General features: G+C 35.6%; 15 protein-coding genes and 1 pseudogene. 5 read left to right on the top strand and 11 right to left on the bottom strand.

Going from position 1 to position 10,862, the window contains the following annotated elements; translation table 11 throughout:
- Both I6F45_RS21015 and I6F45_RS21010 read right to left on the bottom strand, forming a co-directional pair.
- Positions 1 to 223: LysR family transcriptional regulator (locus I6F45_RS21015; RefSeq protein WP_197162016.1), on the bottom strand; the 223-nt coding region annotated here is incomplete at its 3' end.
- A 207-nt stretch (positions 224 to 430) separates the two neighbouring features.
- Complete coding sequence (locus I6F45_RS21010; RefSeq protein ID WP_197162015.1) at positions 431 to 1,405, bottom strand: transposase; 975 nt, start codon at positions 1,403 to 1,405, stop codon at positions 431 to 433.
- A 96-nt stretch (positions 1,406 to 1,501) separates the two neighbouring features.
- On the opposite strand from I6F45_RS21010, the pseudogene I6F45_RS21005 reads away from it, so the two are divergent.
- The 5 genes and pseudogenes from I6F45_RS21005 to I6F45_RS20985 all read left to right on the top strand — a co-directional run.
- Positions 1,502 to 2,386 (top strand): annotated as a pseudogene (locus I6F45_RS21005) (IS91 family transposase); the annotation flags it as partial.
- A gap of 388 nt (positions 2,387 to 2,774) precedes the next feature.
- Entirely contained in the window at positions 2,775 to 3,374 is a 600-nt protein-coding gene (locus I6F45_RS21000; protein WP_197162014.1) for a hypothetical protein, read from the top strand.
- Positions 3,375 to 3,574: 200 nt separating this feature from the next.
- Positions 3,575 to 3,898 carry a hypothetical protein gene (locus I6F45_RS20995; RefSeq protein WP_197162013.1) on the top strand — a complete coding sequence of 108 codons (324 nt, stop codon included), beginning with the start codon at positions 3,575 to 3,577 and terminating at the stop codon, positions 3,896 to 3,898.
- Between the two features lie 659 nt (positions 3,899 to 4,557).
- Entirely contained in the window at positions 4,558 to 5,595 is a 1,038-nt protein-coding gene (locus tag I6F45_RS20990) for a hypothetical protein (protein ID WP_197162012.1), read from the top strand.
- A gap of 90 nt (positions 5,596 to 5,685) precedes the next feature.
- Complete coding sequence (locus I6F45_RS20985) at positions 5,686 to 6,441, top strand: CPBP family intramembrane glutamic endopeptidase (RefSeq protein WP_197162010.1); 756 nt, start codon at positions 5,686 to 5,688, stop codon at positions 6,439 to 6,441.
- Positions 6,442 to 6,711: 270 nt separating this feature from the next.
- Here I6F45_RS20985 and I6F45_RS20980 read toward each other — a convergent pair whose 3' ends face one another.
- The 9 genes from I6F45_RS20980 to I6F45_RS20940 form a co-directional block, all read right to left on the bottom strand.
- Complete coding sequence (locus tag I6F45_RS20980; protein ID WP_197162007.1) at positions 6,712 to 7,152, bottom strand: 5' nucleotidase, NT5C type; 441 nt, start codon at positions 7,150 to 7,152, stop codon at positions 6,712 to 6,714.
- A gap of 49 nt (positions 7,153 to 7,201) precedes the next feature.
- Positions 7,202 to 7,648 carry a hypothetical protein gene (locus tag I6F45_RS20975; RefSeq protein ID WP_197162005.1) on the bottom strand — a complete coding sequence of 149 codons (447 nt, stop codon included), beginning with the start codon at positions 7,646 to 7,648 and terminating at the stop codon, positions 7,202 to 7,204.
- Positions 7,649 to 7,742: 94 nt separating this feature from the next.
- Complete coding sequence (locus I6F45_RS20970; protein ID WP_197162003.1) at positions 7,743 to 8,084, bottom strand: hypothetical protein; 342 nt, start codon at positions 8,082 to 8,084, stop codon at positions 7,743 to 7,745.
- 25 nt (positions 8,085 to 8,109) lie between these two features.
- Positions 8,110 to 8,595, bottom strand: coding sequence for a hypothetical protein (locus I6F45_RS20965; protein ID WP_197162001.1), 486 nt, complete (start codon positions 8,593 to 8,595; stop codon positions 8,110 to 8,112).
- A gap of 31 nt (positions 8,596 to 8,626) precedes the next feature.
- Entirely contained in the window at positions 8,627 to 9,064 is a 438-nt protein-coding gene (locus I6F45_RS20960) for a hypothetical protein (protein WP_197161999.1), read from the bottom strand.
- A 76-nt stretch (positions 9,065 to 9,140) separates the two neighbouring features.
- Positions 9,141 to 9,512 carry a hypothetical protein gene (locus I6F45_RS20955; RefSeq protein WP_197161997.1) on the bottom strand — a complete coding sequence of 124 codons (372 nt, stop codon included), beginning with the start codon at positions 9,510 to 9,512 and terminating at the stop codon, positions 9,141 to 9,143.
- A gap of 69 nt (positions 9,513 to 9,581) precedes the next feature.
- Complete coding sequence (locus tag I6F45_RS20950) at positions 9,582 to 10,217, bottom strand: DUF4272 domain-containing protein (RefSeq protein WP_197161995.1); 636 nt, start codon at positions 10,215 to 10,217, stop codon at positions 9,582 to 9,584.
- Positions 10,218 to 10,262: 45 nt separating this feature from the next.
- A complete protein-coding gene (locus I6F45_RS20945) occupies positions 10,263 to 10,568 on the bottom strand; it encodes an MGMT family protein (protein WP_197161993.1) in 306 nt (101 codons plus the stop codon).
- Between the two features lie 2 nt (positions 10,569 to 10,570).
- Positions 10,571 to 10,862: LysR substrate-binding domain-containing protein (locus I6F45_RS20940; protein ID WP_442961220.1), on the bottom strand; the 292-nt coding region annotated here is incomplete at its 5' end.

Raw genomic sequence — 10,862 nt, 5'->3', positions numbered from 1 at the left:
TGGCATGCAAGAGTTGCTTCGCTTCGCGATGAAAAATACGCCCTTTTTCAGTAAGCTGTAATCGGTACTTACTTCTGTCTAGTAACTCAAACCCTATTTTTTCTTCTAGATTTTTAATAGCAAGTGTAAGCGCTGGCTGTGTTTTATGTAGCTTTAATGCTGCCCCGCTTAAGCTCGCGCTTTGCACTATGGCATCTAAAATTAGTAATTGATTCAGCTTCATATAGAATAAACTAAACTAGACAGCCACTTCAATTAAAAAATAAAACTGTGCCATAAAATCTACTTTTTAGGTTAATTATTTACCTTTCCTACAGGGTTATTTTAATTTCATCCATTTAGTAAGTCATTAGCACCCTTAAACCTAAATTACACGCATGAGAATAACTGCATAATTACAGTTTTAATTTCTTACTAAGAGGTTTAAGTCTTATGCGAGTAGCTTTTCGCAATTACTGATATTTGCCCGCCGCTTGCGGTTTAAATTTTCACAGTAACTTGCTTGTGAGGATGGCCTGCCTACTGCACCATGAAATACACGTGTAAATTGCGTGGTGAGTTTTAACCAGTTTCCTGGAGATATATTCACCCTGTCTAGTAAAGGCAAGTGTGTACTTTCAATATACCCTCGCTTGTCTTCTCGTATACAACGTCCTGTTAATTCAACAAGTTCTAGGTACGATTTAAGCTCAAACGGCAGCCCTTTGGGCATTATTTGACGTGGCATACCTGCAAAGCGAAGTAGTTTTTTTGGTTGTTTACCTTCTTTTGCGTATGTTAAACGTTCTTGGACGCTGGTATGGTCTGACTCTTCTGGGGTGTTAGCCATTTTAGCTCTAATAGGATTTAAATCTACATACGCCATACAGGCGGCAAGTGCGGCTTCATCTAATAATGCTTGAGACGTAAAGCGCCCCTCCCAGAATCGCCCTGTGCAGTTATCTTCTTTATTCGCTCTGCGAGCAATACCTTCATTTAATAACCGCATAAACCAGCTGATGCTTGATAAGCGCTCTCGATATTCCTTTACTGTTTTATTAAAAAAGATAAGTTCAGCTTTACTTAGCTTTTCACCCTGTATGTACTTTTGCGTCAGTACGGTGCCTTTACAGAGTTTATGCCAGCGAATAATAACCGCTTTATCATTCAGCCTATTCGCTTTTTTATCATCAACATACAATACTAAATGGGTGTGGTTACTCATTACGGCATAAGCACATACATCAATACAAAATACCTTGGCTAACTCAAGCAGCCTATCTTCAACCCAACCTCTACGATGCTCGTAAGACTTGCCTGTAAAACGGTCCTCGCCACATAAAAATGCACGGCGTACGCAGCGTGATATACAGTGATAATATTTTGTATCAACCAAACTTACCTGACGTTTTCTTGCAATAGCCATAAAACACCTACTCACTTTTTAGACTAATTGAAATTTAGTCATTAACCTTAGAAAGTGCAAATTTAGGATGGATGTCTTGCAAATTTGTTGCAAATTTGCCAAGGGATGGCTACGGCTAAATGGGTGCAAAAACAGCAGGAAGATTTATTACCGTGTCGGTATTTCCACCTTGTTTTTACGCTCCCGCATGAGTTAAATATCATTGCGCACTACAACCCAAACGCGTTATATCACTGTCTATTTAAAGCCGCATGGCAAACGCTGTGTAAATTTGCGAAACGAAAGAGGCATGGCCAGTTAGGCATGACAAGCGTACTGCATACGTGGGGGCAGAACTTAAGTCAGCATATTCACCTGCATTGCTTGATACCCGCAGGCGCGCTTGATAAAGCGCACTGGCATGAAATAGAAAAAGGCTATTTATACCCCGTTAAAGCATTATCAACAGTGTTTAGAGGGAAAATGCTCGCGGCGCTCAATGAATGCGATAGTTCATTCGCGAAGGTAAGCACACCAACCAAATGGTGCGTGTATAGCAAAGCCTGTTTAACGTATAGTGAAAAGCTAGTTAGTTACCTTGCTCGTTATACTCGAAAAGGCGTGATGTCAGAATCGCGATTAGTGTCAGCGACTGAAGAAACAGTGAGCTTTAAATACCGCGATTATGCAGATAACAACCGCGATAAAGTCATGACTCTGAGTTGTGATGAATTTTTACGGCGCTACTTACAACATGTATTGCCCAAAGGGTTTATGCGCATTCGCCACTATGGCTTTTTAGCTAATGCGTGTCGCAAGCGAAAGTTAGGGTTAATAAAGGCTCAAGTATCAGCAACCCCATGCAAAGCGGTGAAGCCGAAGGTAGAGCAAGAACGATTAATACCCCATTGGTCTTGCCAGTCATGCAAGACGGGTACCTTACGATTTATTGGTGTGATGAATTTAGATGAGGCGACAAATAAAATAGCGCGAACGAGTTAGCAGCCTTGCTTGCTGCATCAAATCAATAAGTTAACCTGCTTAATTGCTCAGGCTAATAGCGACTGTGCGAGCGAAAAATATCCTTGCTTAACGGTTAAACATTCGGTTTAATGAGTAGATAATAAACGCTGAGCAATGCAGGGAAAGCTTAAATTATAATAGGTAAGCTTATTAAATTAGCTGATTTAGCTAGAGCCTCTAAAAAGCAAATTCCCATAGCATAAACAACACCAACTCTGACACACCGAGCAGGTAGCGCCTCAGTCCAACAAGCGATTATGCAACACAAACTGCGTGTCGCATAAATACTAAAGTGTTAGGTGCACCTCATTTTTCACACTCGGAGATATATGTAATTTATGAAAGAAGAAATTAGTAGCTTTGATAATTGCTTAAAATATTTGAAGCATTTACCAAAATCTTGGAAATTACTATCTGGCCGATTGTAATACTCATTTTAGCGTTTTCTTTTAAAAAACAACTTGGAAAAATAATTCTTAGTTTAAGTAAATTTAAATACGGTGGCTTTGAAGCTTCTTTCGATAAAGACTTAAGTCCAGTCGAGAATACGATCAAAGAAATTAACAAGGCAGTCGGTGATAAAGCAGATAATATTAGAGAGTCTTATAGTTATGTTCTTAACAACATACTTAGAATATCTGAGTTGTCACCTCGTTCAGCTATCACAGAAGCATGGAGAGAAGTCGAGAGTTGCACTATCAATCTAATGCTTTCCTATGATTTTGAGCCTTCAAATGTGCAGATGTCGAAAGTCTTTAGAGGCATTGTTCAAGATAACGGTTATCCTTGGGCTTTATATGAAGACTATAGGCACTTAATGAAAATCAGAAACAATGCTGTCCATGCGACTGAATTTGAGTTTTCACAAGAGGAAGCCGAACGATATACTCGTACAGCAATTGATTTGGCTGTATTTATTAAAAAGCTATCTGAAAACGCACCTAACAAGGCGCTTAAACGGAATTAAAACAGTGGGTTAGGTTTCGCTTCGCTTCACATTATAACCCACTATTTTAGCCCGTTTAGCGCGTTTAGCGCGTTTAGCGCGGCGTTATATAGCACAAGGACGATATGCGCATAATTCTAATATTGGCATCTTTCCTCTTATCTAGTTGTTCTAGAGTACACCACGATCCGATAGGAAAGTTTTACTTTTCAGTTGATGAAATGAGTAAAGAAGAGTTAATTTTTAAATTAGATGCCTTTTCGTTAAAACATAACCTCATTAAACAATCAGAAGGTGGAGAACATCATTTACCAGAAAAATCTGATGTCATTGTTTCTGCCTATTACAAGAATGAAAGTGAAATAGCTATTTTGGTTAATAATTATTTGAATCAAAATTGTTACTTTGCAGCGACGTACGACTACTCAAAAAGCAACTTTGAGTTGGCTCAACAAGTTGCAACTCAATTGAATACTGAGTTAACTAAAAGGTTCAATGAACGTATTAGTTTTCATTCAGAACCTTATTGCAAAAGTGCTATATAACAAGTATTTAAAGCGGGATTGCTAACAGTTTGCTCGGTTTCGCTTCGCTACACATTTTAGCAAACTATTGTCAGCACCTTAATGGGCGTTATGTGCCAAGGGAGTATGGAGCCAGATGCCATTTATGGATGTAGGATTCACATGGTGGAATAGTAAAAGTAAATTCCATAAACGAGTATTATTTTTCTGTGGTTTTATCATTATATTCACAGCCATAATGTCTTCAGCAATAACTAACTTCTCAGATAGTCGCGCGTTCAAAATGGTAGTTAAAGAACTATCAACTAATCAAATTTTTCAAACGAATTTTGGCTAATGTCCTAATTTTTCATTTGATTATGCCAATGGCTTTGAGATTTCCGATAGCGGAGTTAAAGGTGAAGCAAATTTCGTTGTAAATATAGTAGGTAATGAAAAATCTGGATTTGCTTATGTAGCAATGTATAAGTCGGCAGGTATCTGGAAAATAGAAGAATTAAACTTACTTATGGATAACGAAGAACCAATAGTGCTAATTGGCACATAGCAAACGCATTAATACAGACGGCCTCAACTTCGGCCTCATTTAATGCAAAAATAAACGACGCATAAATGCGTCCAAAATTGTTCCGCTGCTTATGCGGGCGTTATATTTACAAATTCATTTATAGGTATTTACTATGGATATTTTCACCCCTATCTTTCCTGAAGAAAAGTTACATAAACATTTTAAAATACTTCAATTAGATTCAGCTAAACCAATTAGGGCAACAATAAATAATTGGGCTAAGGGTTTTATCGATAGAGATCGAAAGCTTGTACAAGAATTTCAAACGACCTTTAACTCATCTTTTTGGGAGTTATATCTGTTTCAATGCTTCAAAGAACTTGAAATGAAAATTGATTTTTCTAAAGCTAGTCCTGACTTTTCGGTTCAAACAAAGAGCCGTAATTACTTAAGTATTGAAGCTGTAACTGCTAATCATGCTTTAAAAGATGAACCAGAATGGTCTTCTCCTGAAATATTACGAGAATATCTGAATAAACCAAGAAATGAGATACTTGAATATGCATCAATTAGACTTTTGAATGCGATTGATTTCAAACATAAGAAGTTTTTGAAAAGTTATGGAAAAATGGAACATGTTAAAGGCAATCCGTTTATTTTAGCAATTGCCTCATTCGAACAGCCTGCTTTTTTTCGTCAAAACAATCAAGCTATTAATCGAGTTTTGTATGGGTGTGATGCGCCAAAAATGGTGGGAAGTAAGCTTGATGGCAGTCCTAATTTTAATATTCCTAATATTGATACAGTAAAAAAATCAAATGGCTCTCCGTTAGAGCTTGGTGTTTTTACAACTGATAAATTTAAAGAAATCAGTGCTGTTATTTTTTCAACTACGGCGACATTCAGTAAAGCATTAGTTCAAAGTGAATTTAGTAATCATTGTACTGTGTCGTCAAGGCGTTACAAATGCGGTGAGGGTTGGTTTGGTTATATTGATCAAATATCTGAAAAAAGAGTATACAAAGAAACTCATCTTGATGGGCTTCATATATATCACAATCCATTTGCCGATAACCCTTTGGACATAGAAGATCTCGATTCATATGAGATTACTCAAAATACATTTAATAAAGTATCTAAAGAAATAGAACCGAATCATACAGATGGTTCATTAATTTCTCGTTCAACACATTGGGAATTCGATAAGTAAATATAACAAGAGTTTTCAACTTAAAACGCCGTTATGCTCTTTGTGTACGATTACAATTTATATAAATAATAAAATTATATGAGGTATTAAATGGGCTCTGAAAATCAAGTTAAAAGCAGTGAAGTTTCATCTAATGCTAGACTAGATAAATATACGATTGCTGCGCTAGTTATTGGTTTAATTGCATATCCTGTTTTATATAGTACTGATTTTTTTAGTTCACTACTTTTTCCGTTTTTACCTGATGAGTTTATTTCATCATTACATAATGATAATAAAAGAACTGAATGGTGGTACTTTATTTTTTCCAATTTATTATTTCATTGGATCCCCTTTTTATTTATAAGGCATGCGTTAATAAAGAACAATGAAACTTGGAGTTCTATTGGCGTTGATTGGTCATGGTTTTTAAAGCATAAAAGTTGGTTTGTTGGGCTTTTCACTATATTAATAATTTCAGCATTTGTTATACCTGAAATATATTATGCTAATGAGCTTCCTACAAAATCTCAAGCTGGATTTATTGGTCCAATTAGTACACTAGAGCGCTTAATCGCCGTTGTTGTTCTAGCATTTACTGCGGCCATTACAGAGGAAATTATATTCAGAGGGTTTGCATTAACACGACTAAAACGAATCATACCGAACCCATGGTTTATACTTCCAATAATTGCGATTTCGTTTGTATTCATTCACGGAGAAATTCGAAGCCTAGGGTTAACTCTAAATTATTTGATATTTAGTCTGATTTTTGGGGGAGTATTTATTGTCAATAAATTCAAACGATTAGAAATTTTAATTCTTATACACTTTTTAATAAATGCTAGTTTAGTTTTCGTCTATTAAAATGTTTGAACATAACAAGATAACTGGACTCCCTACCTCTACATTGAAGTAGAAATTATTATTCGGAGTTCAATTATGAATAAGTTAAGAATTGGTGTCGATTTAGCTCATAAATTAAAAAACTAAACTAGACTAAAAAACTAAACTAGACAGCCACTCTAATTAAAAAATATAACAGCGCCTAGATTCTAATTGGAAGTGCAAATTTAGGATGGATGTCTAGTTTATTCTATTCCGCTACAAATAGTACAAACCGATATACACTTAATACTACACGTCTAAATATTTTCTAATTGACGCCCAGTCGGGATAAAGTGAAGTACCAAAGTGTAACAATTCACCTTCAAATTCGCTTTGGCAACGTCCTGTATGATTGTCATCTATTAAGTACTGCCCTTTTAATAAACTTTTATTGGGGCTGATAATCAATCTATTTACCATTTCAAAACCTAAATGCTGCTCAACCCAAATGCGTTTTTCGGTATAACATAACGGGTTTTTTACTGATGGAGCAGTTAAAATATAAGGTGTGTACTTATCAGAATCTAATAAAGCGTTAACGGCGTTAATTGCACCAGACAAAGGACGTAATTTAGTATAAAAACCATATTGAGATTGAGGAAATTGAATCGCCGGATTTAATTTAAGATCTTGATTCGCAGTCTCGGTAAAATTACAAAGAACATCGTCCATATCAATGTAAACAATCATATATTTCCTAATTTTAAAATCAAGCATGCAAATTTACTACACGTGATAACTATTTTTTTATTATAAAAAGTATTAAAAATACTAAGATATTTAATGCTATAGAGCATGTACTTAACAACAAGCCATTTATTACATGTTCATTATGTATTTGGCTAATAGACTTTACAGGCGACTCCCTTTCATACTTTATGCGCTCAGTAAATGAATCGTCCATACGAATATAACGAAAAAGAACATAACCCATACCGCTCACAGTAAAAATTAAGCCTAACCAACCTGATGCCACCCATGGCATAAAGGCAATAAAACCAAATAAGTAGCACAAAAAATATAAACGGTTACCCATGTAGTCTGTGGCTACTTTTAGAATTATTTGTTCTCGTTTATTTTGGGGGATTCGTTTTGTAAAAAGCAGCCTTTGTTGGGCATCTAAGCTCATATGCGCGTAATCATCCGGATGACGACTCGATATCTCTTTTTTATTTTTTGTATTCATTCATATATTATCCATTAAAAAACCAACAAAAAAACCCATGTTACGAGCAGCCTTCAAGTTAGTCTACTTGATTGTTATTCACTCAATTTCATTTTCAGTTAAATTTACTATTTGTATAAATACGATTTAATATTTCATAAACAATACGGGAATATAAATGATAATGCGTTGAATCGTTGGGGATATAACTGACCGTTTTGATAAAATAAATTTTACCTGTTTTATTAAAAAATGATTGTAGAGCGAGTTCAACCGACTCTTTTATTTTATCAACAGATACCGCACTACTCAAACCAACACTCATTGCTTTTAACTTAATAAACTGGATACTTTTAACTTCGATGTCAGATAGTTCAATTTGCAAATAAGCATCAAACCCGCCACCGCATTGGAGCGAGCCAGTATAGATATTATCGCCATTATTATAAATTCTCAAAATAGCCCTTACCGCTTAAATATTTTTAAACAAACCAGAAAAATATAATAATTAAAGTGATTATAACTACTTTAATTCGCATTTTATTTTTGTTTAAACCATAAAAAAATGCAGGGTAATATAACGCAGCTAATGGAATTGATAACCAGACCAACATAGGCAATATAGAACTACTTACTTCTGAGTGAGGTTGTTTAGCCGTATAGCTCACCCAAAAATAAAGAGTAATACTCTGCATAACAGCAAATACGCTATAAGTAGTGACTCGAGCACGCCTACCTTTTAAAATATCGGCTACGTAGGCTGCAATAGCTGGTATAACGAGCCAACAACTTAAAAATGAGGCAATCCATATAGGATCATCGCCTCTTAAAGTACCAACAGGAATACCGCTTTCTATACCTCTTAATATCCACAATGCCAGTATTGATATAAATAGACAGGCTGTTGCCGAAAACCCTCTAATCAAAAAATCAATGAAGATCGCAGTACCCGACTTATTACATTGCATGTAGTGACCTTATGATAAAAATAATACCTGATTACCGATTACCGCCAAGCGTGCTGTGCAAAGACTTCCAAGCGCGATGGTATTTAGCGACTCGGCTAAGATCGTTTTCGTTAACAGTGTCTAAACGTAATATATTTATATTGTCTTCAATGTCAGCAATTTTTATTTTAGTTGCAAGGCTATTCTTTTTTACACGTTTAATAAATAAGTCGTAACTTTCACCTTTAATCTTGGAGAGGCATTGAACGGCATTAACTATATTCGATGGTATACCTTGTGTTAGCAAGTCGTCAGCTGTGTAATCAGAATCCTCAATCACGTCGTGAAGTAATGCAACTGCCCTTTCTTCATCTGTGTCCATTTTTGCCATTAAACGAAGCGGGTGTAGAATATACGTTTGACCCGCTTTATCTTTTTGCCCCGAATAAGCTTTAAGCGCTATAGCTAATGATTTTTCAATTATATCCATTTTTTATTCAACCCTATTCCAACATAAAGTGAGCGTAATAAATGCAACGGGGATATCACCTTACTTATTAACTGTATTACTCGGTAAAGTTAACTGTTGCAGGGCATTTATAAGTAGCCACGCTGTATTGTAAGCCTATCTCAAAATTATTGTATGCGTATTGCACCAAAACTAAGTTATCTTTTACTGCATCATTTTTTGCTTTTTTTAATAAACAAAGAGGCTTACCATTTATACCCGAAGGTATGTAATCAGCAATAATAGGCCCTTGTGAATAGCTATAACGAGAACGTTCTAAACAGGATTCTAATTTAAGGCTGTCATCATCGTTAAATGTATTTAAGTTGTATACTTTTAAATTTGCAGAGCCTGGTTCTTCATCGACTAGGCACACTGAAGAACAGCCTCCAAGTAAGACTAAGGTTAACAATCCAAACAACTTTTGCATTTTAAGACCTATATATTTAATAAATAATTGGTTTATTTAAATACGTAATACAAAGGGTTAATTTTTTTACTACGTATTTTGCGCAATATTATCCCAGTCAGAATCATTATCAAGGCACCACGTTAAACCGCGTCTGCGTTCCATAATAAGGCTCATATTAAAGTTGTCGTTAGATTTAGCGTTTAAATTAAAGTGCCTAGCGCACCACATGGCTCTGTAATATAAATCTCTCATTGAATAAACTTCTTCAAAAGGACGTAGTTGAATATTTTGGTTAAATTTTTCAGGGCCTTCTTCATTTTGTAAATTTGGGCAGTAATCAATCATATCATCAGGGATTGGCTTATTAATACTCAGCTCATCAAATTTACTCATAACCCAAATTAATGACCAAAGAGACTCCAAATACCAATGTAAGTTTACTTTGTCTTGCTCCTCTATTGTGTCTTGCGATAACGCTAAAATAGCTATTTCAGCGTCAGACAATGAGCTTGTTAAGTTATTATCATTAATATATTTTTTTATATGTTCGATAGGCGCATTAAAAGCAATATTAATCATCGCATTCATAATAAGTGCTCGGTCTATAATTTCTTGCGGACTCCTCATGGTGGTTAATTCGCAAGAAGGCAACCAATCACACACTTCGCCATTTAAACTCAAAATTATTTTTTCGTTTTCGGTCTTTATTTTATTTAAATCCACGTCTATTAATCCTTATTAAACTTAACTGTATGTAAAGCTGAATAATTAAATCCAGCGATGCAATTTTATATTCACCTTATCACTTTTAAAGCTAATACCTTCTGATAAAAGCTTTTCACGTTGCTCTTGGTATTTATCGCTTCCCTCAGGGAACGATATTTTACCTTGGCTATTTACTACGCGATGCCATGGAATACTCGAATCTTTAGGCATCATTTTTAATAAACGACCAACCAAACGTGAATTTTGAGGATAACCTGCAAGCGCAGCTACCTGTCCGTAGCTTGCCACAGAGCCTGCTGGTATTGAGCCAATGACAGTAAAAATAAGTGTTTCTTTATCAATATCCATTGTTAACTGGTCCTGGAGTATTCCTTACTTAATTGTTTAAATTGCTCCCAAATAGTACGCGCTACAGGGCCGTGATGCATTGCATGCTGCCTAAAGGCTCTAATTTGCGCGCTAAATTTATGCTCTCGGTCAGTTATGTGTATTTCTTGAAGTAAACCTGCTTTTATTTCAGAGTCGCAGTGCTCTAGGCTCATCATTGCCCAACCTGCGCCTGAGAGTAAAAACGATTTTAAAGTCGATACATCATCAATTTTCATCATGGCGGAGCCTTTTGAGTACGATAGCCTGTCGCTG

The sequence above is a fragment of the Pseudoalteromonas sp. SWYJZ19 genome (genome assembly GCF_015864375.1).
GTDB classification, from domain to species: Bacteria; Pseudomonadota; Gammaproteobacteria; order Enterobacterales; family Alteromonadaceae; genus Pseudoalteromonas; species Pseudoalteromonas arctica.
Note: the sequence above shows the minus strand (reverse complement) of the source record. Positions and strands in the feature narration are given on the sequence as shown.

Coding starts and splice junctions, on each gene's coding strand:
- I6F45_RS20960 (WP_197161999.1), bottom strand. CDS start 9,064: ATGGATATAATTGAAAAATCATTAGCTATAGCGCTTAAAGCTTATTCG.
- I6F45_RS21010 (WP_197162015.1), bottom strand. CDS start 1,405: ATGGCTATTGCAAGAAAACGTCAGGTAAGTTTGGTTGATACAAAATAT.
- I6F45_RS20985 (WP_197162010.1), top strand. CDS start 5,686: ATGGGCTCTGAAAATCAAGTTAAAAGCAGTGAAGTTTCATCTAATGCT.
- I6F45_RS20990 (WP_197162012.1), top strand. CDS start 4,558: ATGGATATTTTCACCCCTATCTTTCCTGAAGAAAAGTTACATAAACAT.
- I6F45_RS20945 (WP_197161993.1), bottom strand. CDS start 10,568: ATGGATATTGATAAAGAAACACTTATTTTTACTGTCATTGGCTCAATA.
- I6F45_RS20980 (WP_197162007.1), bottom strand. CDS start 7,152: ATGATTGTTTACATTGATATGGACGATGTTCTTTGTAATTTTACCGAG.
- I6F45_RS20965 (WP_197162001.1), bottom strand. CDS start 8,595: ATGCAATGTAATAAGTCGGGTACTGCGATCTTCATTGATTTTTTGATT.
- I6F45_RS20975 (WP_197162005.1), bottom strand. CDS start 7,648: ATGAATACAAAAAATAAAAAAGAGATATCGAGTCGTCATCCGGATGAT.
- I6F45_RS20995 (WP_197162013.1), top strand. CDS start 3,575: ATGAGTAAAGAAGAGTTAATTTTTAAATTAGATGCCTTTTCGTTAAAA.
- I6F45_RS20955 (WP_197161997.1), bottom strand. CDS start 9,512: ATGCAAAAGTTGTTTGGATTGTTAACCTTAGTCTTACTTGGAGGCTGT.